This is a genomic window from Arthrobacter sp. FW306-1B-F12A (assembly GCF_058781865.1).
Window position 1 is genome coordinate 85,571 of the sequence record NZ_JBYSXD010000010.1, and the last position, 20,952, is coordinate 106,522.

Sequence of the window (20,952 nt, forward strand, 5' to 3'; positions counted from 1 at the left end):
CCCGTAAAATGGTCCGAATCCCATTTTCCGAGGAAAGGTTGAGCGAGTCGTGCGACGTCGCGATGCACGCGTACAAGAGCCCGGCACCCTTGGTGCCCGCGGCGCTGCACGCCACGGGGAAGCTCCCGGCACCCCCCGCCACATGAATGCTCCGAAGGGCCTCCCGCTCTGGCTCAAGGTCACTGCCGTGACGGTGTCAGTGCTGTTGGTTGCCGGTATCGCTTTCGCCGCCTACTGGGTCATCCGCTTGCAATCGAACATCAGCAAAGCACCGTTGTCGGCGGGCGCCACGAGAACCGAAGCCGCGGCCAACGATGCAACGGACCGCCTGCAGATCCTCATCCTCGGGTCCGACACGAGGGACGGCAAGAACTCGCAATACGGTTCAACGCAGGATTCCACCGGTTACGGCCAGTCAGACGTCATGATGCTGCTGGACATTTCAGCGGACAACAAGAGAGTGAGCCTCACGAGCTTTCCCCGTGACCTCCTGGTGAATGTCCCGTCATGCACTGATCCCAAGACCAATACCGTGTATCAACCCCACTCGAACGTCATGATCAACTCGGCCATGGCAGAAGCCGGGATCGGTTGCGCCGTGGACACAGTCAACAAGCTCACGGGACTGCAAATCGACCACTTCATGATGGCTGACTTCAACGCAGTCAAGGAGCTGTCCAACGCCGTAGGCGGAGTCAACGTGTGCGTGAGCGACGCCGTCTACGACCCCGATTCCGGACTCCGGCTCCCCAAGGGAACATCGAGCGTCCAAGGGGAACAAGCCCTGGCCTTCCTCCGTACCCGCCACGGTTTTGGCGATGGAAGCGACCTCGGCCGTATCCAGGCGCAGCAGGGTTTCCTCTCCTCGCTGACCCGGAAGATCAAGTCTGATGGCACGCTGGGCAATCCGCAGAGCCTGCTGTCCATTGCCGATGCCGTGACAAAGAACCTGACCGTGGACGAAGGCCTGGCGTCCGTCCAGTCGCTCCTGACCATCGGGAGCCGCCTCAAGGACGTTGACTTGTCCAAGGTCGCGTTCGTGTCGGTTCCCACCCAGCCCGCCGCCGTCGATCCCAACAGGCTCGAATTGGTTCAACCGCAGGCCACCCAGCTGTTCGCAGCCATGCGCGCGAACCTCGACCTGACCACCCCGGGGGCTACGGCCGCTCCCTCGGCCAGTCCCTCGCCTGCGGCCTCGGGGGCACCGTCCGGCAGCGCGGCGCCAGCGCCGAGCGCTCCGCCTGTTCCCGCCTATGACAAGGCCCTTCAGACAGTGACCGTTGCCGACGGAACAGGCATCGCATCCCGCGGCCAGGAGATCGCAGCCGCCCTGGTTGGCGGCGGATTCACGAAAGCCGCACACTTCCTCGCGGCTGCCGTTCCCAAGACCGTTGTGTATTACGGGGCAGGCTATGCCGACGTTGCGCCGGATGTCGCGAATCTCCTGGGGATCCCGGCCTCGCAAGTCGAACCATCCAACGGCATCGTGGGAGTCCAGGTCTATATCGGCAGTGACTTCGATTCGGGAACCAAGTACGGAGTTGCCTCCGTTCCGGCCGACGTCGTCAAGCAGACCGCAGGCGACGTGAAATGCCAGGCGGTCAACCCGGCACTCGTCGCGAGGTAGCTGCTGCTGCCTACCAGATGCTGACGCGGTCCTCAGGCGACAGCCACATTCCATCCCCGGCTTCCACCGCGAACGCCTCATGGAACGAATCCAGGTTCTTGGCGATGGCATTCGTTCGGAACTCGTTGGGGGAGTGCGGGTCCGTAGCGACGCGCCGGATGGCCTCCTCGGGACGGATGACTTGGCGCCAGCCGGCAGCCCAGGACATGAAGAAGCGCTGCTGTCCGGTGAGGCCTTCAAGGACCGGCGGCTCAGCACCGTCAAGGCTCAAGAGGTAGGCCTTGTAGGCAATGGTCAGGCCGCCGAGATCGCCGATGTTTTCGCCGAGCGTGAGCTTCCCGTTGACCTTGTGCTCAGGGGCGGCGTAGGGGGCAAGGGCGTCGAATTGGGCTACGAGCTTTGCCGCCAGTCCTTCGAAGGCCTTTCGGTCCTCCTCGCTCCACCAATTCCGCAGCGCTCCGCTTCCATCGAACTGGGAGCCCTGGTCGTCGAAGCCGTGGCCGATTTCATGACCGATGATGGCGCCGATGCCTCCATAGTTGACCGCGTCGTCAGCTTCCGCCGTGAAGAAGGGTGGCTGCAGGATCGCGGCGGGGAAGACAATCTCATTCAGCATCGGGTGGTAGTACGCGTTGACGGTCTGCGGGGTCATGAGCCACTTGTCGAGATCGACCGGCTTGCCGACCTCATCGAGGTGACGGTCGACGTCGGCGTTGTGTGCCCGCTCGACGTTGCCCAAAAGGTCGCTCGGGTCAATCTCGACGGCGGAATAGTCGATCCACTTGTCCGGAAAACCGATCTTGGGCCGGAAGGCCTCAAGTTTTTTCAGCGCTTCCGCCTTGGTGTCTTCGCCCATCCAGTCGAGGGCCGTGATGCTCTCGCGGTAGGCCTCGATCAGCTTGGCAACCAGCGTCTGCATCCTGGCCTTGTAGCCTTCGGGGAAGTGGCGTTCCACGTAGATCTGGCCTACCGCCTCCCCAAGGGCGGCTTCGACGACGGCGACGCCCCGCTTCCACCGGTCCTTGTTCTGTGGAGTGCCGCTCAGGGTGGTGCCGTAGAAATCGAAGTTTGCGTCCACGAACGCCGACGAAAGATAAGGGGCGGCGGCATTGAGCACGCGCAGGGCCAGCCACTCCTGCCACGTGGCAAGGGACTCGGACTCGACAAGGGCGGACGCACCGGCGAAGAAGTCCGGGGTGCTGACCACCAGCTCGGTGTACTTGTCCGCTTCAATGCGGGCCGAATCGAACCATGCGTCAAGGTGTGGAAACAGTTCGCGGCCCTCTTCCGCGGTCTTGAGGTTGTAGGTCTTCTGCGGATCGCGCAGGGTGACGTTGTCCCAGTGGTGCGAAGCAAGGGCCTTCTCAAGGGCGACGACGCGCGCCGCGGCAGTGTCGGCGTCGGGAATGCCCGCCAGGCCGAAGAGTTTGGCGACGTATTTCGCATAGGCGCTGACGATGCCTTCGAACTTCTCGTCCCGGTAATACGATTCGTCGGGAAGGCCCAGGCCGCCCTGACCGATGTACAACAGGATCCGGTCCGGGTTCCCGGCGTCGGGAGCGGGATAGATCGAGAAGAGGCCGGAAACATCCGAGCGGAACAGGCGCCCCGTCAGGGCCACCACTTCGGCTGGCGACGCCGTGGCAAAGACCTCCGCGAGCCGGGCGCGGATAGGCTCCATGCCCTTGGCCTCGGTGGCTTCCTCATCCATGAAGCTGTTGTAGAGCCCGCCTACTTTGCGCTCGATGCCGCTGGCGTCTTCGCCCTTTGCTGCAGCTTCCTCGATGATCGCTTTGACTGCTAGTTCCGCGCCGTCGCGGAGCGCGGTGAAGGTTCCCTCGAGCGGTCGGTCGTCCGGGATGACCGTCGACTTCAGCCACGCCCCGTTGACGTGCTGGTAAAGGTCGTCCTGCGGCCTGACGCTTTCATCGATGTTGGACAGTGTGATCCCCGACTGTGGCACAAGAACTCCTTCGGACGACGAGCGGAACCGGCTCACTACCGTTCACGCGTCTGCATAGTGGACGTTGCTTCTGGTATTGCATTGTCATCATACGCACCCGTGTTACTGTGAAATGGTGCGTGCAGGAATGCTTCTCCTTAGCTGCCGCGGCGGGGCCTCGTAGGCGATCATTCGCTAGGCCAACCCTCGCTGCGGAGTTAGCTATGCCCGGCCAATCTTCCATCAAAGATTAAGAGAAAAGGCCCCAAGTCATGCGCAACGCACAAAAGCCCTCCGGAATGCCCATTCATCGGTACCTGCCTTTCCAGGAACAGATCAATGTCGAGCTGCCGGACCGCACCTGGCCGGACAAGGTCATCACCAAGGCTCCCCGCTGGTGCGCAGTGGACCTCCGTGACGGCAACCAGGCACTGATCGACCCCATGAGCCCGGCCCGCAAGCTGAAAATGTTCCAACTGCTGGTCAAGATGGGCTACAAGGAAATCGAAGTCGGCTTCCCGTCCGCTTCGCAGACAGACTTCGACTTCGTGCGGCAGCTCATCGAAGGCGGCCACATCCCGGATGACGTTTCCATCCAGGTCCTGACCCAGGCGCGCGAGCACCTGATCGAACGCACCTACGAATCCCTCGTCGGCGCCAAGCAGGCCATCGTCCACCTGTACAACTCCACGTCGGTCCTGCAACGGCGCGTCGTGTTCAACCAGGACGAGGACGGGATCCTGGACATCGCCCTCCAGGGTGCCCGCTTGTGCAAGAAATACGAGGAAACCCTCACGGACACACACATCACGTACGAGTACTCGCCGGAGTCCTTCACCGGAACCGAGCTCGAGTACGCAGCACGTGTTTGCAACGCGATCGCCGACGTTTTCGAAGCGTCCGCGGACAAGCAGGTCATCATCAACCTGCCCGCCACCGTGGAAATGGCCACGCCCAATGTCTACGCCGACTCCATCGAATGGATGCACCGGAATCTGCACCCGCGTGAAGGCATCATCATCTCCCTCCACCCGCACAACGATCGCGGCACGGGTGTTGCCGCCGCTGAGTTGGGCTACCTGGCCGGCGCCGACCGCATCGAAGGCTGCTTGTTCGGCAACGGCGAGCGTACCGGCAACGTGGACCTGGTCACCCTAGGCCTGAACATGTTCGTCCAAGGCGTGGATCCGATGATCGATTTCTCGGACATTGACGAAGTCCGCCGGACGGTCGAGTACTGCAACCAGTTGCCCGTTCCCGAGCGTTCCCCGTACGGTGGCGACCTGGTGTTCACGGCATTCTCCGGTTCGCACCAGGACGCCATCAAGAAGGGCTTCGAAGCCCTCGAGAAGGACGCCGCCGCCGCTGGCAAGGCCGTGGATGACTTCACCTGGCAGGTTCCGTACCTGCCGATCGATCCCAAGGACCTGGGCCGTAGCTACGAGGCCGTCATCCGCGTCAACTCGCAGTCCGGCAAGGGCGGGGTGGCGTACCTGCTCAAGAACGAGCACAGCCTCGACCTGCCGCGTCGCGCACAAATCGAATTCTCCGGCGTCATCCAGCACCGCACCGACACTGTGGGCGGCGAGGTCAGCGGTGCCCAGTTGTGGGCCATGTTCCAGGACGAGTACCTGCCGGCCAGCACGGCCGATGGCCAGTGGGGACGCTACTCGCTGGGTTCCATCCGCACCGAGACCGATGAGTCCGGCGAATTGACCCTGCATGCGGCCCTGCGCATTGACGGCACGGTGGTCCAGCGGACCGGCACGGGCAACGGCCCGATCGCGGCCATGCTGGACATCCTGCGTCAAGACGGCGTGGACGTCCGCGTCCTGGACTACTCCGAACATGCCCTTTCCGAAGGTGGCAGCGCCACTGCCGCAGCATACGTTGAATGCGCCGTGGGCGAGCGGGTCCTCTGGGGAGTCGGTATCGATCCCAACACGAGCACCGCGGCACTCAAGGCAGTCATCTCTGCCGTCAACCGGGCCATCAGGGCCGTCCGGGCATAGCCATTTGCCGTGCGGCGTCGTCAACACGGCGCCGCACGGCTTCGCCGGCCCCGAGAAGGTCCGGTGTGGTGCGAAGATTAACTGTGGCCAATCCTTCGTCGTTTGCAGCGCGGTCCTATCGGGACGATGCCGTAGTGCTGCGCACCCACAAGTTGGGCGAAGCGGACCGCATCATCACTTTGCTGACAAAGCACCACGGACAAGTAAGGGCAGTTGCCAAGGGCGTACGGCGGACCAGCAGTCGGTTCGGTGCCCGGCTGGAGCCGTTCATGGTTGCCGACCTGCAACTCGTTTCCGGCCGCACTCTTGACATCGTCACCCAGGCTGTCGCGAAGGGCGCCTATGGGAGCTCGATCGCTGCCGACTACTCCCGGTACACCGTTGCCGCCGCCATGACGGAAACGGCAGAAAAGCTGACCGACGCCGACGCCGATTCGGGAACCGCCCAGTACAACCTGCTTGTCGGGGCACTTGCCGCGTTGAGCCGTTCCGACCACCCGCCGGAGCTCATTCTGGACTCCTACTTGCTCCGCGCTTTGGCGACCGGCGGCTGGGCGCCCAGTTTCACGGATTGCGCCCGCTGCGGGGCGAGGGGTCCGCACACAGCCTTCTCCGCTCCCTTGGGCGGAATGATCTGCAACGATTGCCGGCCGCCAGGCTCGCCGGCACCCGCTCCCGAGACCGTCGTCTTGCTGGGTGCGCTGCTGACGGGGGACTGGGCTACGGCGGATGTGTCCGAATCCTTGCATCGCCGCGAGGCCGCCGGATTGGTGGCGAGTTACCTCCAATGGCACCTTGAACGAGCATTGAAGTCCCTCAAACATGTGGAGCGAAGCTGAAAGTGGCACTGGGAAAAAAGAAGACGGCAACGGCGCGGACCACCCCGGTGAGGGCCCCCTACCACCACCCTTCGGGCGCCAGGCCGCCGGCCATACCTGCAGAACTGATACCGCGGCACGTGGCCATTGTCATGGACGGCAACGGCCGCTGGGCGAACCAACGTGGACTCCCGCGCATTGAGGGTCACAAAGCCGGGGAGCCGGCCCTGCTGGATGTGATGGCGGGCGCGATCGAACTGGGCATCAAGTACGTCAGCGTCTACGCTTTCTCCACCGAAAACTGGCGCCGTTCTCCCGAAGAGGTGCGCTTCCTCATGGGATTTAACAAGGATGTGCTACGTCGGCAGCGCAATCAGCTTGATGAATGGGGCGTGCGGATCCGCTGGGCGGGACGGCGGCCCAGGCTCTGGGGCTCGGTCATCAAGGAGCTGGAAGAAGCCGAGGAGTACACGCGCGGCAACGACACGTGCACCCTGACCATGTGTGTGAACTACGGCGGCCGCGCTGAAATCGCCGACGCCGTAGCCGCGATTGCCCAGGATGTCGCTGATGGCCGCCTCAAGCCCGGCTCCGTCACCGAGAAGACCATCCAGAAATACCTCGATGAGCCGGATCTTCCGGATGTGGACCTGTTCCTGCGAAGCTCCGGCGAGCAGCGCCTCTCGAACTTCCTCTTGTGGCAATCCGCCTATGCGGAATTCGTCTTCATGGATACCCTGTGGCCCGACGTCGACCGCAGGACTTTGTGGGACGCCGTCGAGATCTATGCCAAAAGGGACCGCCGCTACGGAGGCGCGGTCGACGCTGCGGCACCCCGCTGAACGCGGCACCGACTTAGCGCGAGCGCACCGTGTTAACACGAGCGCGCCGTGAAACCGCTCAGTCCGGATAGGATGCCAACCAGATGGCCACGTCCCGGTAGGCCTGCTGCCGGACGGTACGCCGTGACAGGAAAACATCGTGAAGGGCACCTGGATAGCGGAAAACCGCCGTCCGGCGCCCGAGGCCCAGCGCCCGGCGGGCAGTCTGCTCGACGTCGATCACGGCGTCGACGCGCATGAGCTCCGCGGTCCACTCGGCCTGGATCCGAGTCCGGCCGGAAAGCAGCACGAGCACCGGAGCGTCGATATTGAGTTTGCGTTCGACGGCGGCGTGCCCGGCCAGGACTGCCTTTGTCCACCCTGCACGGATCGGGAACGAAGCCCGGGGCCTCCATTCCGGATCCAGGGTCCATTCGCCGTGGGCCAGATTGCTGACGCTTTCCCAGTAGGCCGGCATCTCAGGGAAACGGAAGGGCCGTTTGGGATCGGTACGCGCAAACGGTTCCACCAGACGCATCGCCATGCTGCGGATCAGGCTGCTGCCCTGGAGTTCCAGCCACGGCGAATTCAACGTCAGGGTGGCAATACGGCCAGGATTCCGGTCAGCCCACAGCGCCGCGATCAGTCCGCCCAGAGAGTGGGCCAGGAGGTGGACGGTGGGTACCTCCGCGCTACCCGTCAGTTCGGCAACATCCTGCTGGATGGCACGAAGGGCGGCGTCAAGGTCTTCGTCATAGACCGAGAGATCGGTGGTGTAGCCGGGAGTCTGGCCCGGCCGCAGGCTCCGCCCGAACTTGCGCAGGTCAAGGGCATAGAAATGGAAACCCGAGGCGCCGAGGAACTCGGCCAGTTCTGTCTGCATGAAGTAGTCTGCCCAGCCGTGGAGGTACAGCACCACCCTCGGCGGCCCGTGGGTGACGGGCACGTCGCGCCGGCGCCGTCGTCGAGTGAATGCCGTCAAGGCATCCAAGAGTCCGTGCGGCGCCGTCTGCGTGGCGAGCGGGCGGACGTGCCGGACGAGGGTGGCGCAGACCGGACCCTCCTCGTCCGGTGGAAGTTCCAGCTCCAAGGCCTCGAAACCACCGCCCAGGAAGTCATGTTGCCAGACCGGCACCCCCAGTTCAGTGGTCATGGCGTTTCCCCCGCTTGTCCAAGTTCGTAGCCTGCCGGAGGTTCCGTCCGCGGCTCGTTGGTGATGTACCCGTGAATCCAACGCGCTAGCCTGTCGTAGGCATCGGCGCGCACCGGGCCGGCCGACAGGAAGACATCATGGAGGCCGCCGTCCACCCGTTCCAGGGTGACGGTCCGGCCAAGGGTCATGGCTCGGACGGCCATGGTGTTGACGTCCAGCACGGCGTCCGAATGCCGCATGGACTCCTGCCAGACCATGCCGTTGGCGCTCGCTCCGGAAATCAAGACCAGGATCGGGATGTCTATTCTCAGCCCCCGGGCTACCCTCGTGTGGCCGCTGAGGACCGCGCTGAGCCAACCGGCGCGCATGGGGAAAGCCAAAGGCGGGCGGTATTTATCGTCGAGGAGCCACTCGCCTTCGGCCGAGCTGCTGATGCTGCGGTAATAGAAGCCGCGTTCGGGCAAGCGCAGGATGGTCGTGGGCCGGAAGCGTGCCAGCGGCTTCACCATGGTCTGGGCGGCGCGGCGAACCACGGAACTTCCGTGCATTTCAAGCCACGGGCTATTGAGGACGAGGTACTGGACGGAGCCGGGGTGGCTGCTGACCCACAAAGCGGCCACGAGGCCTCCGGTGGAATGCCCCATCAGGGTCAACGAGCCGGGCTCCTGCCCATGCCCATCCGAAGAGCGGATCATATCGATGGCTTTGCTGATTTCGGCGTCGTAATCGTTCAGGTGCTCAACGTAACCGCCAGGCCTGTCCGCTTGCAGGCTGCGGCCATGGTTGTGCATGTCCAACGCGTAGAAATGGAAGCCTTGTCCCGTCCAGAACTCCGCCAAGGCGACGTTGAAAAAGTAGTCGCTCCATCCGTGCAGGAACAGGACCGAACGGTTGGCGGACGGGGGAAAGCCACCCGGGCTGTCCGCGCCCTGGCGCGGGACATGCCGGACCAGCGTTGCGCGCCGGACGACGCCATCAGGTCCGGCCGCCTCGAAGGCGCAACTCTCGAAGTCCGCACCGAGGATATCGGTCTGCCACTCCATGGGAACAGCTTAGACACTCGCCGCGGCATCGCGCCCGGCTGCACGTCCGGAGAACAGGCAGCCGCCAAGGAACGTCCCTTCCAATGCCCGGTAGCCATGGATTCCTCCTCCGCCGAAACCGGCGCCCTCACCCGCCGCATACATGCCGGGGACAGGAACTCCGGAATCGTCAAGCACGCGCGAACGGAGGTCCGTTTGAAGTCCGCCGAGGCTCTTACGGGTCAGGACGGAGAGCCGGACAGCCAGGAGCGGGCCGTGCTCCGGGTCGGTGAGCCGGTGCGGAGGCGCCACTCGCATGATCTTGTCGGTGGCGAAACGCCGCGCCGCGCGGATCGCAGCGAGCTGCGGGTCCTTGCCCAGTCCGCTTGCCACTTGCACGTCCCGATCGTGGATGACTGAATCGAGCTGGGCGGGATCTATCAGCGCTGAACCCGTGAGCGCGTTCATTTTCGCGGCGAGCTCGGTGGCCGTCGCGGCGTGCAGGAAGTCCACGCCACGGTCCAGGAAGAGGCGCAATGGTGAATCGCTGCCTGGGTTGAGCCTGGAAACAAGGAGCCTGATGTCCTTGTCAGTCAGGTCCGGGTTCTGTTCGGAGCCTGACAGGGCGAACTCCTTCAGCGCGATGGTGCGGTTGCACACGAACCATGAATGTCCGTGTCCGCCCGCAAGGATGTGCCGGAGGGCGCCCAGTGAATCGAAGCCTGGAAACAGCGGGGCGGGCAACTGCCGGCCCGTCGCGTCAATCCACAGCGCCGACGGACCGGGGAGTATGCGGATACCGTGCGAAGGCCACACTGGGGAGTGGTTGTGGATACCTTCGGGGTAGTGCCACATGCGGTCGCCATTGATGAGCCTGCCGCCTGCGGCTGCGGCGGCGGCCAGAAACGCGCCGTCAACGGAGGCGGGTACACCGCTCAGCATATGTTCCGGCGCACCGCCGTCGGGCCATTGCCTCCGCACTAAAGTGTGGTTCCCGCCGATGCCGCCGGTCGTCACGATGATGGCTCCGGCGGTCGCCTCAAAGCGCCCGACGACGGTCCGGGACGATGCTTCGCCGCGTCCGGCGCCGGACGCCCCAAGGATCTCGCCGCCGACCCCGGTGACGCCGCCCGCCGTCGTCGTCATTTCCGTGGCGCGATGCCGGAAGTGGAGGGATATCCTTCCGCGGGCCACGCCTTCGTTCACTTTTGCCAGGAAAGGCTGCACGACGCCGGGTCCCGTGCCCCAGGTGACGTGGAACCGCGGGACCGTGTTGCCGTGGCCTTGGGGACCGTAGCCGCCGCGCTCAGCCCACTGCACCAACGGAAAGAGCCGCACGCCGAGCGATCTCAGCCAGCGGCGTTTCTCGCCGGCGGCAAAATCCACGTAGGCCTCCGCCCACAACCTGGCCCACGAGTCCTCCGGCCGGTCAAAGGCCGCGGACGCCAGCCAGTCGCCCAAGGCGAGTTCGGCACTGTCCTTGACGCCCAGCCTCCGCTGCTCGGGAGAGTTGACCAGGAACAAGCCACCGAAGGACCAGTGAGCCTGGCCGCCGACGGACGCGGACGGTTCCTGGTCCAGGACGGCAACCCGTTTGCCGTCGGCGTAGGCTTGGGCAGCGGCGACCAGTCCCGACAATCCTGCGCCAATAACGATGACATCGGCTTCGATGATTGCCTGGGAGTGAACTCCATCACGTGGATTGCTCGGCATTCGTACATGCTACCGCCCGGTAACCCGCTTGGTTTGGTGCGCGACCCGTAAACCGGAAAACTAGGAGCATGCGCGTTTACCCCACATTCTTCAAGCTGGCCTTCTCCTGGATGGATGCCGAAAGAGCCCACAAGATCGGCTTCCAGGCGATCCGCTTCGCACACCGCTCAGGCGCAGGACGCGTTTTGGCCAAAATGACGGCCCCGCACCCCTCATTGCGCACGGAGGCTTTCGGGCTGACGTTCCCGTCGCCCTTTGGCCTTGCGGCCGGCTTCGACAAAGAAGGCCACGGAATCGAGGCCCTCGCTGAACTGGGGTTCGGCCACGTCGAAGTGGGAACAATCACCGGCCAGGCGCAGCCCGGCAATGAGAAGCCACGGCTTTTCCGTTTGATCGAGGACAAGGCCGTCATCAACCGCATGGGCTTCAACAACGACGGCGCGGCGGCCGTGGCCCCGCGGCTCAAGGCCGCTCGGGCGGCATTGCAGCGGACCCATTCAGGGGTTCGTCCCGTGATCGGAGTCAATATCGGCAAGACCAAGGTTGTCGAGCTCGACGACGCAGTCGAGGACTATCTGGTCAGTGCCCGCAGCCTGGCACCCGCCGCCGACTACCTCGTAGTCAATGTCAGCTCGCCCAACACTCCGGGACTGCGCCTGCTCCAGAACGTCGAAACGCTTCGCCCGCTCCTTCGCGCCGTCGGCGACGCCGCAGACGAATCGGCCGGCCGCCACGTGCCGCTACTCGTCAAGATCGCACCGGACCTGAGTGACGAAGACATTGACGACGTCGCCCGCCTCGCCTTGGACCTCAAGCTTGACGGGATCATTGCCACAAACACCACCATCGGCCGGGAAGGCCTGGTAACCGACCCGGGCAAAGTGGATGCGTGCGGTGCCGGCGGACTCTCCGGTGCGCCGCTCAAGGCGCGTTCGCTTGAGGTTCTGCGCCGGCTGAAGGCCGCGGTGGGGGAGGGCCTTGTGCTCATCGCGGTCGGCGGAGTGCAGTCCGCGGCCGACGTCCAGGAGCGGCTCGACGCCGGAGCAACTCTCGTGCAGGGTTACACGGCATTCCTTTACGAAGGTCCATTCTGGGCCGCCGGCATCAACAGGGCCTTGGCCAAACGGCGCAGTTAAGCGTCGCCGCCAGGCAGGGAACCGATAACCAGACACCTGGACCATTCCTGAACAGCCAAGTGCGGTCAAGCAGAAGGACCCTGGAACAACTGTTCCAGGGTCCTTCTGCTTCGTCGGACGCTTGTCCTCGGGGATCGGGGGCCTTAAGCGGGGTACTGGCCTCGCTGTACCTGCGGCTTCGGCAGGCGCAAGCGACGGAATTGCAGGGAACGCATGCTGCCGTACCAGACGGTGCCCCGCTCGATGTCGCCGAACTTCTGCGTCAAGCCCTTGCGCAACTTGCGGGAAAGGATGAACACATCCGCGAACACCGCGAGGAACATGACCCAGAAGCCGATCAGGATATAGCTCAGGGCGTCGCTTCCTGAAGGAATGATGAAGGAGATGACCACGAAAAGCAGGGCACCGAACATCAGGTACTCACCCAGGCTGAAACGGGCGTCGACATAGTCGCGCGCAAAACGCTTCTGGGGTCCCTTGTCCCGCAGCGGCAGGTACTTTTCGTCCCCGGTGTCCAGGGCCTGGCGCATTTTCTGGCGCTGATCCTGCACGGCAATGCGCTCGGCTTCCTTCGAAGCCTTGCGGTCCGTCGGGACGAGGGGGCGCTTACGGGCCGCTTCCTGTTCCTTGCGCTTGGGCGTGGGAGCGCCCTTGCCAACGCCTTTCACGGCAGCGTCGGCGGCAAGCTGGTCTACTTGGTCTTGAGCGCTCGGCTCATCCTTTTTACGTCCAAACACCACTACAGAATACCCCGCAGGAACCGCGCCAAAGTCGCCGTGACGTGCCGCCCCCCGAATGGGCCCGCCACGCCGCCCGGTCCGGTTCCCCGGCACCACTCGCGGAGGTAGTCTTTTCGCCATGACTTCAATGAATGCGGAGATCCCGCAGACCTTTTCCAGCGGCTCCGGCACAATCAATGTTGATGCGCTCAAGTCCTCGATCGATGCTTCCTTCGACGAGACCATGACCCGTTTGAAAGCCCTGGTCGCTATCCCTGGGATCGCCTGGCCCAGCTTTGACCCGGCGGAGCTGGAGCGGAGTGCCGAGGCTGTTGCTGCGTTGGTCCGCGAGTCGGGCTTCCAGGACGTCCAGATCCTGCGCTGCGACAAGGCCGACGGGAATCCCGGTGGACCTGCCATAGTTGCGCGCCGCGTCGCCGCGCCGGGCAAAGCAACAATCCTGCTTTACGCGCACCACGACGTGCAGCCGCCGGGCGATGTGACCTTGTGGGACAGCGAGCCCTTCGTCGCAGAGGAACGCGATGGCCGCCTTTATGGCCGTGGCGCAGCCGACGACAAAGCGGGAATCATGGCCCACCTGGCGTCTTACGCCGCCGTAACCCAGGTGCTGGGAGACGATTTCGGCCTTGGGGTCACCTTGTTCTTCGAGGGCGAAGAAGAAGCGGGCTCGCCGACGTTCCGCACTTTCCTCGAAACCCACCGCGAGCTCCTCGAGGCGAACGTCATTGTTGTGGCGGATTCAAGCAACTGGAAAGTCGGTGTACCCGCGCTGACAACGAGTCTCCGCGGCTTGGTGGACGGCACCTTCGAAGTGCGGGTGCTGGATCACGCCGTGCACTCCGGCATGTTCGGTGGTCCCGTACTGGATGCGCCGACCCTTCTGTCCCGACTCATCGCGACCCTGCACGACGACGAGGGCAACGTGGCCATCGAGGGCCTGGTTGCCAAGGATGACGTCCTAGAGGACGTGGACGAGGAACAGTACCGCGCTGACGCCTCAGTGCTCGACGGCGTACGGCTCGCAGGCAACGGGAGCATCGCTTCGAGGCTCTGGACCAAGCCCGCGTTGTCCATCATCGGCATCGACGCACCCGCCGTCGATGTCGCATCCAACACGCTGCTCCCCGCCGCGCGGGCAAAGTTCAGCCTGCGCCTGGCTCCTGGGCAGGATCCCGATGCCGCCATGGACGCAGTCGGCAGGCACCTGGAGGCGAACGCGCCCTTCGGTGCGAAGGTGACGTTTGTGCCGGGGGAGCGGGGCAACGCCTTCTCCACCGATACAACGTCAGCTGCAGCCCGGATCGCTATGTGGGCACTCGGTGAAGCATGGGGCGTGCCCGCCGTTGAAATGGGGATTGGTGGATCCATACCGTTCATCGCGGATCTGACGGAAACCTATCCGGATGTCCAGATCCTGGTGACTGGTGTCGAGGACCCCGACTCACGGGCCCACAGCGCCAACGAATCGCTCCACATCGGCGATTTCCGCAACGCTGTGCTCGCTGAGGCGCTGATGCTCGCCCGGTTGAACACGGAAGGCCTCTGAGCCCGCGCCTGCATCGACCGGGAACAACGTAAGGGTCCGGCCGGTTACGTTAGGAGTTATAGCTATGCGTCGGCTCGACGTAGCATGTAGCTATAGCCCGCACGTATTTGGGTAAGGGCAGGCCGCGCGAAGGCGCAGCCGCCAAGAGCTTCATAAGAAGGTAGGCCAATGAGCACTGCAACCAACGAAAACAGCACCGGAGCGCAGCTCGCGGGCGGCGAGCTTCCTGAGCACGAGGTCAAGTTGACCGATGTCGCCGCGGGTAAAGTCCGGAGCCTTCTCGAACAAGAAGGCCGCACGGACTTGCGGCTCCGCGTCGCTGTTCAGCCGGGCGGCTGCTCGGGCCTGATCTACCAGCTCTACTTCGACGAGCGCCTGCTCGACGGCGATGCCGTCCGCGATTACGACGGCGTCGAAGTGGTTGTCGACAAGATGAGCGTGCCTTACTTGAGCGGTGCCAGCATCGACTTCGAGGACACGATCTCGAAGCAGGGCTTCACCATCGACAACCCCAACGCCGGCGGGTCTTGCGCCTGCGGCGATTCGTTCCACTAACCCGGGCATTCGCAGGCTGTTGGCCCAGTTCAGGAACGGGTTGAACCCGGTCCGACGCACTGGGCCAGCATGTCGGCGAAAACCGCTCGGTAGCGGTAAGCTCTACATCGGGTAGTAAAACTTTAGTGTGCCCGGTGGGCTTCCGGCCGGCCGGGCTGCAGCAACAAGAGGAAGGGCCGTCTGTGAGTTCGCAGAACCGAACCGGCAGCCGACGCATAAAGATCACCTCGATCACTGGCTTGGCACTAGCCGGCGCGTTGGTTTTGACCGGATGTTCACCAGAGGTAGAAAAAGGCTGGTTGCCCACGGAACGTGGAACCACCAGCAACACCGATCGGATCATGGACCTCTGGGTCAACTCATGGATCGCCGCCCTCGCCGTCGGCATTATTACTTGGGGCCTGCTGGTCTGGTGCATCATCGCCTACCGCCGCCGCAAGGGCACCACGGGTTTCCCGAAGCAGCTTAGCTACAACCTCCCTCTGGAGGTCTTTTATTTGACCATTCCGCTGTTCATGGTGCTGGTGTTCTTCTACTTCACCGACCAGGACCAGCGTGCAATCGATGACCGCTCCCAGGCGGCCGACGTCACGATTGACGTGCGCGGCAAGCAGTGGGCTTGGGACTTCAACTACGTGAAGGGCCCGGTCATCACCGAAGACCTTCACGAGGCCGGCGTCCAGGCGCACCTCACGGGCAACAACGTGGACAAGGACAAGCTCCCCACCTTGTACCTGCCGGTCAACAAGTCCGTTGACCTTGAATTGAACTCCCGCGACGTCATTCACTCTTTCTGGGTACCCGCCTTCCTTCAGAAGCGCGACATGATCCCGGGCAAGACCAACTACATCAGGTTGACCCCCACCAAGGAGGGCACCTATGACGGCAAGTGCGCCGAACTTTGCGGTGAATACCACTCAGAGATGCTGTTCCGCGTGAAGGTCGTTTCCGAGGCTGAGTTCCAGGCTCACATGGACCAGCTTCGCCAGAGCGGCAACACCGGTCTTCTCGATTCGAAGTACGACCGCAACCCGAACCTGAACGCAAAGAATTAAGGGAAGCGACGTGGCTACTTACACTCAATCCGCCGGAGTCCTTGACGCTCCGGTAGTACCGAAGTCCAAGGGACGCATCGTCGTCAACTGGATCACCTCCACTGACCACAAGACCATCGGGTACATGTACCTGATCGCGTCCTTTGTGTTCTTCTGCCTGGGTGGCGTCATGGCGCTGCTGATCCGTGCCGAGCTCTTCGAGCCCGGCATGCAGATCCTGCAGACCAAGGAACAGTACAACCAGCTCTTCACGATGCACGGCACCGTGATGCTGCTGATGTTTGCGACGCCGCTGTTCGCAGGCTTCGCAAACGTCATCATGCCGCTTCAGATCGGCGCCCCCGATGTCGCCTTCCCGCGACTGAACGCGCTGGCTTTCTGGTTCTTCCTGTTCGGCTCCACCATCGCGGTGTCCGGCTTCATCACCCCGCAAGGTGCCGCCTCGTTCGGCTGGTTCGCCTACGCGCCTTTGTCGGACACGACGTTCACCCCGGGCGTGGGCGGAGACCTTTGGGTCTTCGGCCTGGCATTGTCCGGTTTCGGAACCATCCTGGGTGCCGTGAACTTCATTACCACCATCATCTGCATGCGCGCTCCCGGCATGACGATGTGGCGCATGCCGATCTTCACCTGGAACACCCTTGTGACGGCAATCCTGGTTCTCATGGCCTTCCCGCCGCTCGCCGCCGCGCTCTTCGCGCTCGGTGCCGACCGCCGCTTCGGCGCCCACATCTTCGACCCGGAGAACGGCGGAGCTGTCTTGTGGCAGCACCTGTTCTGGTTCTTCGGCCACCCGGAGGTTTACATCATTGCGCTGCCGTTCTTCGGCATCGTGTCCGAGATCTTCCCGGTGTTCAGCCGCAAACCGATCTTCGGTTACAAGGGCCTGGTCTACGCGACCATCGCCATTGCCGCCCTGTCGGTTACCGTTTGGGCCCACCACATGTACGTCACCGGATCGGTGCTGCTGCCGTTCTTCTCCTTCATGACGATGCTGATCGCGGTACCCACCGGCGTGAAGTTCTTCAACTGGATCGGAACACTGTGGCAAGGCTCGATCACCTTCGAGACCCCCATGCTCTGGAGCATCGGCTTCCTGGTCACCTTCCTCTTCGGTGGCCTGACCGGCATCATCCTGGCCTCCCCGCCGCTTGACTTCCACGTCTCGGACTCCTACTTCGTCGTAGCGCACTTCCACTACGTCGTCTTCGGAACCGTCGTGTTCGCCATGTTCGCAGGCTTCTACTTCTGGTGGCCCAAGTGGACCGGCAAGATGCTCAACGAACGCCTCGGCAAGATCCACTTCTGGCTCCTCTTCCTGGGCTTCCACGGCACGTTCCTGATCCAGCATTGGCTCGGCGTCGAGGGCATGCCCCGCCGCTACGCGGACTACATGCCGCAGGACGGCTTCACCTGGATGAACCAGTTCTCCACCATTTCGTCCTTCGTGCTTGGCGCCTCGCTCCTGCCGTTCTTCTGGAACGTCTACATCACGTGGCGCAGCAACAAGAAGGTAGAAGTGGACGATCCCTGGGGCTTCGGCGCTTCGCTCGAGTGGGCCACATCCTGCCCGCCGCCGCGGCACAACTTCACCTCGTTGCCCCGTATTCGTTCCGAACGTCCTGCTTTGGACCTCCACCATCCGGAACTCGCCCAGCACCACACTGCACAGAGCCCCGAGCCGGCAGCAAAGGTACTCGGCAACGCTGATCAGAAGGACGCCAAGTGAAAATCGAATCATGGATCTTCGGAGCCGGGACCTTCTTCTTCGTCCCTGTCGCGGTGGCCTACGGCTTCCTGACCCACTGGTCCGAGTGGGTCGGAACCCTCGGCATTCTCCTGGTCGGTGGCCTCGCAGGCATGATCGGCGGCTACCTCGGTTTCACGGGCAAGCGAGTGGGCATGCGCCCGGAAGACCGTCCGGACGCTGAGATCCACGAGGGCGCCGGCGAGCAGGGACACTTCAGCCCCTGGAGTTGGTGGCCGTTGGTCCTCGGCCTGGCCTGTGCCGGTGGCTTCCTTGGCCTTGCCGTAGGTTTCTGGATCACGTTTGTCGCCGCTGGCCTGGCCCTCGTGGCCTTGGTCGGTTGGGTCTTCGAATACAGCCGTGGAGACCACGCGCACTAGAAGCACTTGAACAACGACGGCGGGCCCCACCATTTGGTGGGGCCCGCCGTCGTTGTATCTGGATGTTGCATGCCGGTGCGTCGTAGCGCACTGGCCCGCTCATTGCCCTTCTACGGCCTCCAGGACGGCCGAAAGAGCGGCCAAGGCATCGTTGACCTCATTGAGCGTGCGGCCGGCTTGCAGCGCTTCTCGGGAGACGGACAGAACCACTTCGCACCCATGGCCGAAATCCTCGGTCATGACCTCGAGCAAAGACCGGGCATCCACCGCTTGCTGCCCGGGCTTACGGATCGTCACCGGAAGGCCCGTGGCCGTCACAGCCCGCACGAACACGGCGGCAGCCCGTGCATGGAGGCCGATCTCTGCGGCGACGATGGCTTTGTGCTCGGGCAAACCGGCTCCTTTGACTCGGACGGCCAGATGCCGACTGCGATTTTGATCCCTACAAGCGTAGCGCCGCCACACGGCGCCAGCGTTTACAGTGCCGAGCTGGTCTAGACCTGCCGGTGGATTGGCCTACGCTTATTTCATGACAGATTTCGTGGCCGGAGACCGCTGTGCCCGCTGAGGCATCCCGCATCGCGGGGGAGATCGACCGCAAGAGCGGCACTCCCATCTACGTTCAGTTGCGCGAGATCCTGCGCAGCTATATCTCCGCGTCGTGCAAACCCGGTGCGGCGTTGCCTTCGGAGCGGGACCTTTCCGAACGGTTCGGACTTGCCCGCATGACGGTGCGGCAGGCCATCGACGCCCTGGTCGGCGAGGAAGTCATTGAACGCGTGGTTGGGTTGGGAACCTTCGTCCGCAAACCGAAGCTGGACCTCCAGGTGAAGCTCACGTCCTACAGCGAGGAAATGCAACGCCGCGGCATGGTTCCGGCAGCGAAGGTCCTGAGCTTTGAACAGATCGCAGCCAGTGCCTTCCTGGCGAGGGAACTCCAGCTGGAGGAAGGTACGCCGTTGGTCCGCTTCCGCCGGCTCCTCCTCGCGGACAACGAACCCATGAGCGTGGATGAGAACTTCATCCCGGCCCATCGCGTGCCAGGCCTCCTGGACGATGCGCCCCCCACTTCGCTATACAACGTTCTGAGTGAGAAATACGGGTTGGTGATGGAGTGGGGAGAGGACATGATCGAAGCGACGGCAGCTTCCCCATCAACGGCGCGGCTGTTGAACGTAGACGTCGGTACTCCGTTGCTCAAGATTCAGCGCCACGCCTTCGTTGCCCGTGCCATGGTGGACTACTCCGTGTCCTACTACCGTGCCGACCGGTACAAGTTGTGGGTCCCGTTGCAGCGGCCGGGCGTCCGGTCCACCCGAAGCCAATCCACGGGGTACCGTACCCACTAGCTCAAAGCCCGGGAACCGGCCGCTTGAGCCCGCAAACGAAAGAAGGCCCCGTCCACATTGAACTGCTCCCCGGAAGTTGGACTGAGAAATCAGTTCTGACTTTCGGGGAGCAGTTTTATGCATGGAAGAAGTTCGTTGTCCGAGGAGCAGCGCGAGGCCGCGGTAGCGTTGTTTGAAAAGGGCTGGGGTGATCGGGCGGTAGCGACCCGACTCGGAATTGGTAGGAATGCCATCAAGCGGCTGTACGGTCGGTGGCGGATACGCGGAGGTACGACCCTGGTGGCTAAGCCAACCCGACCGGTGTTCTCGTTTGAGTTCAAACTTGATGCCGTGCAGCGGTTCCGCGCAGGTGAGACCAAAGGCGCCCTTGCGAAAGAGCTGGGGCTGTCCTCTCCGCTGCTGATCGAGAAGTGGGCACGGCAGTACCGGAACGAAGGCGAAGAAGGACTGCGTCCCAAACCAAAAGGCCGTCCGAGGACGACCCCAGGGGTGGCAACGAAACCCGAGTCGGAACTGGAGCGGCTGCGCCGTGAGAACGAGCGGCTGCGGGCCGAGGTGGCGTTCCTGGGAAAAGTGCAGGCCTTGAGGGACGAGGAACGGCGCTGAAGGTCCGCGCCGTCATCGCTCTCAAGGCCGAACACCGCCTCGATGTGCTTCTGGACATTGCCGGGTTGGCCCGCTCGACGTTCTTCTACCACCAAGCACGTTTCCAAGCGCCTGACCCGCAAGCGGACCTCAAAGCCGGGATCACAAAGATCTTCACGGCCAATCACGCACGGTACGGGCACCGGCGCATCCACTCCGAACTGCTCAAACGGGGCTGGAACGTCGCGAAGAAGACGGTACTGAAGCTCATGCGTGTCCTGGGACTGGCCTGCAAGGTCCGGCGGAAGAAACGCTACAACTCCTACCAGGGCAACGAGGGTGTCGTGGCGCCCAATCTACTGAACCGGGAGTTCCACGCCGCGGCCCCGAACCAGAAATGGGTGACCGACGTGACCGAATTCAGCGTCAATGAACGGAAACTCTACCTCTCACCGGTCATGGACCTGTTCGACCGTCAGATCATTTCCTACACGGTCGGCACATCCCCAAACCTGACCCTCACCAACGCCTCTCTACGGCAGGCCCTGACGTGCCTGAATCCTGGCGAGCAGCCGCTGGTGCATTCGGATCAAGGCTTTCAGTACCAGCACCGTTCCTGGCGCGATCTCCTTCAGGGCGCTGGCGCCGTCCAGTCAATGTCCCGCAAGGGCAACTCCCTCTTAACCGGCTAATGCGGTCGTTTCTGCAGGTCGGCGACACGCCATGCCATGGGACTTTCCTTGTGAGCTGG

General features: G+C 63.3%; 19 protein-coding genes and 1 pseudogene. 14 read left to right on the top strand and 6 right to left on the bottom strand.

Going from position 1 to position 20,952, the window contains the following annotated elements:
* The first annotated feature begins 49 nt into the window (after nucleotides 1-49).
* Entirely contained in the window at nucleotides 50-1,627 is a 1,578-nt protein-coding gene (locus AC3WJU_RS07605) for an LCP family protein (protein WP_307053462.1), read from the top strand.
* A 10-nt stretch (nucleotides 1,628-1,637) separates the two neighbouring features.
* Here the strand turns inward: AC3WJU_RS07605 and AC3WJU_RS07610 are convergent, their stop codons facing one another.
* A complete protein-coding gene (locus tag AC3WJU_RS07610; RefSeq protein ID WP_492259562.1) occupies nucleotides 1,638-3,590 on the bottom strand; it encodes a M13 family metallopeptidase in 1,953 nt (650 codons plus the stop codon).
* 251 nt (nucleotides 3,591-3,841) lie between these two features.
* Between AC3WJU_RS07610 and leuA the strand changes: the two genes are divergently transcribed.
* The 3 genes from leuA to AC3WJU_RS07625 all read left to right on the top strand — a co-directional run bounded on the left by leuA (nucleotide 3,842) and on the right by AC3WJU_RS07625 (nucleotide 7,241).
* Nucleotides 3,842-5,581 (top strand): 2-isopropylmalate synthase, encoded by a 1,740-nt coding sequence (gene leuA, locus AC3WJU_RS07615; protein ID WP_284989012.1) that lies wholly within the window; start codon nucleotides 3,842-3,844, stop codon nucleotides 5,579-5,581.
* 83 nt (nucleotides 5,582-5,664) lie between these two features.
* The gene (recO, locus tag AC3WJU_RS07620; protein ID WP_284989013.1) at nucleotides 5,665-6,420 is read left to right on the top strand and encodes a DNA repair protein RecO; all 756 of its coding nucleotides are present in this window, start codon (nucleotides 5,665-5,667) and stop codon (nucleotides 6,418-6,420) included.
* Between the two features lie 2 nt (nucleotides 6,421-6,422).
* Complete coding sequence (locus AC3WJU_RS07625) at nucleotides 6,423-7,241, top strand: isoprenyl transferase (RefSeq protein WP_441438137.1); 819 nt, start codon at nucleotides 6,423-6,425, stop codon at nucleotides 7,239-7,241.
* A gap of 58 nt (nucleotides 7,242-7,299) precedes the next feature.
* Here AC3WJU_RS07625 and AC3WJU_RS07630 read toward each other — a convergent pair whose 3' ends face one another.
* From AC3WJU_RS07630 to AC3WJU_RS07640, 3 genes are read right to left on the bottom strand one after another with little or no spacing between them, the layout of a single operon-like run.
* The gene (locus AC3WJU_RS07630) at nucleotides 7,300-8,373 is read right to left on the bottom strand and encodes an alpha/beta hydrolase (protein WP_307053460.1); all 1,074 of its coding nucleotides are present in this window, start codon (nucleotides 8,371-8,373) and stop codon (nucleotides 7,300-7,302) included.
* Complete coding sequence (locus AC3WJU_RS07635; RefSeq protein WP_284989018.1) at nucleotides 8,370-9,416, bottom strand: alpha/beta hydrolase; 1,047 nt, start codon at nucleotides 9,414-9,416, stop codon at nucleotides 8,370-8,372. The genes AC3WJU_RS07630 and AC3WJU_RS07635 overlap by 4 nt, the downstream gene beginning before the upstream one ends.
* A gap of 9 nt (nucleotides 9,417-9,425) precedes the next feature.
* The gene (locus tag AC3WJU_RS07640; protein ID WP_492259563.1) at nucleotides 9,426-11,108 is read right to left on the bottom strand and encodes an FAD-binding dehydrogenase; all 1,683 of its coding nucleotides are present in this window, start codon (nucleotides 11,106-11,108) and stop codon (nucleotides 9,426-9,428) included.
* A gap of 68 nt (nucleotides 11,109-11,176) precedes the next feature.
* Here AC3WJU_RS07640 and AC3WJU_RS07645 point away from each other — a divergent pair, with 68 nt between their 5' ends.
* A complete protein-coding gene (locus tag AC3WJU_RS07645; RefSeq protein WP_441438139.1) occupies nucleotides 11,177-12,244 on the top strand; it encodes a quinone-dependent dihydroorotate dehydrogenase in 1,068 nt (355 codons plus the stop codon).
* Nucleotides 12,245-12,387: 143 nt separating this feature from the next.
* Here the strand turns inward: AC3WJU_RS07645 and AC3WJU_RS07650 are convergent, their stop codons facing one another.
* The gene (locus AC3WJU_RS07650; RefSeq protein ID WP_492259564.1) at nucleotides 12,388-12,981 is read right to left on the bottom strand and encodes a DUF3043 domain-containing protein; all 594 of its coding nucleotides are present in this window, start codon (nucleotides 12,979-12,981) and stop codon (nucleotides 12,388-12,390) included.
* Between the two features lie 121 nt (nucleotides 12,982-13,102).
* Here AC3WJU_RS07650 and AC3WJU_RS07655 point away from each other — a divergent pair, with 121 nt between their 5' ends.
* From AC3WJU_RS07655 to AC3WJU_RS07675, 5 genes are all read left to right on the top strand, one after another.
* The gene (locus AC3WJU_RS07655; protein WP_492259565.1) at nucleotides 13,103-14,530 is read left to right on the top strand and encodes a dipeptidase; all 1,428 of its coding nucleotides are present in this window, start codon (nucleotides 13,103-13,105) and stop codon (nucleotides 14,528-14,530) included.
* A 168-nt stretch (nucleotides 14,531-14,698) separates the two neighbouring features.
* Nucleotides 14,699-15,085, top strand: coding sequence for a HesB/IscA family protein (locus AC3WJU_RS07660; RefSeq protein WP_059390004.1), 387 nt, complete (start codon nucleotides 14,699-14,701; stop codon nucleotides 15,083-15,085).
* 182 nt (nucleotides 15,086-15,267) lie between these two features.
* The gene (gene ctaC / locus AC3WJU_RS07665; RefSeq protein WP_059390003.1) at nucleotides 15,268-16,140 is read left to right on the top strand and encodes an aa3-type cytochrome oxidase subunit II; all 873 of its coding nucleotides are present in this window, start codon (nucleotides 15,268-15,270) and stop codon (nucleotides 16,138-16,140) included.
* A gap of 10 nt (nucleotides 16,141-16,150) precedes the next feature.
* Entirely contained in the window at nucleotides 16,151-17,869 is a 1,719-nt protein-coding gene (gene ctaD / locus AC3WJU_RS07670) for an aa3-type cytochrome oxidase subunit I (protein ID WP_059390002.1), read from the top strand.
* Nucleotides 17,866-18,267: a cytochrome c oxidase subunit 4 gene (locus AC3WJU_RS07675; protein ID WP_284989024.1), complete on the top strand. Its 402-nt coding sequence runs from the start codon at nucleotides 17,866-17,868 to the stop codon at nucleotides 18,265-18,267. The genes ctaD and AC3WJU_RS07675 overlap by 4 nt, the downstream gene beginning before the upstream one ends.
* A 99-nt stretch (nucleotides 18,268-18,366) precedes the next feature.
* Here AC3WJU_RS07675 and AC3WJU_RS07680 read toward each other — a convergent pair whose 3' ends face one another.
* Nucleotides 18,367-18,660 (bottom strand): HPr family phosphocarrier protein, encoded by a 294-nt coding sequence (locus AC3WJU_RS07680; RefSeq protein ID WP_306959838.1) that lies wholly within the window; start codon nucleotides 18,658-18,660, stop codon nucleotides 18,367-18,369.
* 164 nt (nucleotides 18,661-18,824) lie between these two features.
* Between AC3WJU_RS07680 and AC3WJU_RS07685 the strand changes: the two genes are divergently transcribed.
* From AC3WJU_RS07685 to AC3WJU_RS07700, 4 genes and pseudogenes are all read left to right on the top strand, one after another.
* Nucleotides 18,825-19,616, top strand: a complete 792-nt coding sequence (locus AC3WJU_RS07685; protein ID WP_059390001.1) for a GntR family transcriptional regulator — start codon at nucleotides 18,825-18,827, stop codon at nucleotides 19,614-19,616.
* A 117-nt stretch (nucleotides 19,617-19,733) separates the two neighbouring features.
* Nucleotides 19,734-19,868 (top strand): annotated as a pseudogene (locus tag AC3WJU_RS07690) (helix-turn-helix domain-containing protein); the annotation flags it as partial.
* Between the two features lie 27 nt (nucleotides 19,869-19,895).
* Nucleotides 19,896-20,222 (top strand): helix-turn-helix domain-containing protein, encoded by a 327-nt coding sequence (locus tag AC3WJU_RS07695; protein WP_492259571.1) that lies wholly within the window; start codon nucleotides 19,896-19,898, stop codon nucleotides 20,220-20,222.
* A 44-nt stretch (nucleotides 20,223-20,266) separates the two neighbouring features.
* Nucleotides 20,267-20,893 (top strand): IS3 family transposase, encoded by a 627-nt coding sequence (locus AC3WJU_RS07700; RefSeq protein WP_492259566.1) that lies wholly within the window; start codon nucleotides 20,267-20,269, stop codon nucleotides 20,891-20,893.
* The last annotated feature ends 59 nt before the right edge of the window (nucleotides 20,894-20,952 follow it).

What these genes read in the sequence shown, in the direction of transcription:
- AC3WJU_RS07660 (WP_059390004.1), top strand. Translation starts at nt 14,699, where the DNA reads ATGAGCACTGCAACCAACGAAAACAGCACCGGAGCGCAGCTCGCGGGC.
- AC3WJU_RS07640 (WP_492259563.1), bottom strand. Translation starts at nt 11,108, where the DNA reads ATGCCGAGCAATCCACGTGATGGAGTTCACTCCCAGGCAATCATCGAA.
- leuA (WP_284989012.1), top strand. Translation starts at nt 3,842, where the DNA reads ATGCGCAACGCACAAAAGCCCTCCGGAATGCCCATTCATCGGTACCTG.
- AC3WJU_RS07635 (WP_284989018.1), bottom strand. Translation starts at nt 9,416, where the DNA reads ATGGAGTGGCAGACCGATATCCTCGGTGCGGACTTCGAGAGTTGCGCC.
- AC3WJU_RS07630 (WP_307053460.1), bottom strand. Translation starts at nt 8,373, where the DNA reads ATGACCACTGAACTGGGGGTGCCGGTCTGGCAACATGACTTCCTGGGC.
- AC3WJU_RS07645 (WP_441438139.1), top strand. Translation starts at nt 11,177, where the DNA reads ATGCGCGTTTACCCCACATTCTTCAAGCTGGCCTTCTCCTGGATGGAT.
- AC3WJU_RS07655 (WP_492259565.1), top strand. Translation starts at nt 13,103, where the DNA reads ATGACTTCAATGAATGCGGAGATCCCGCAGACCTTTTCCAGCGGCTCC.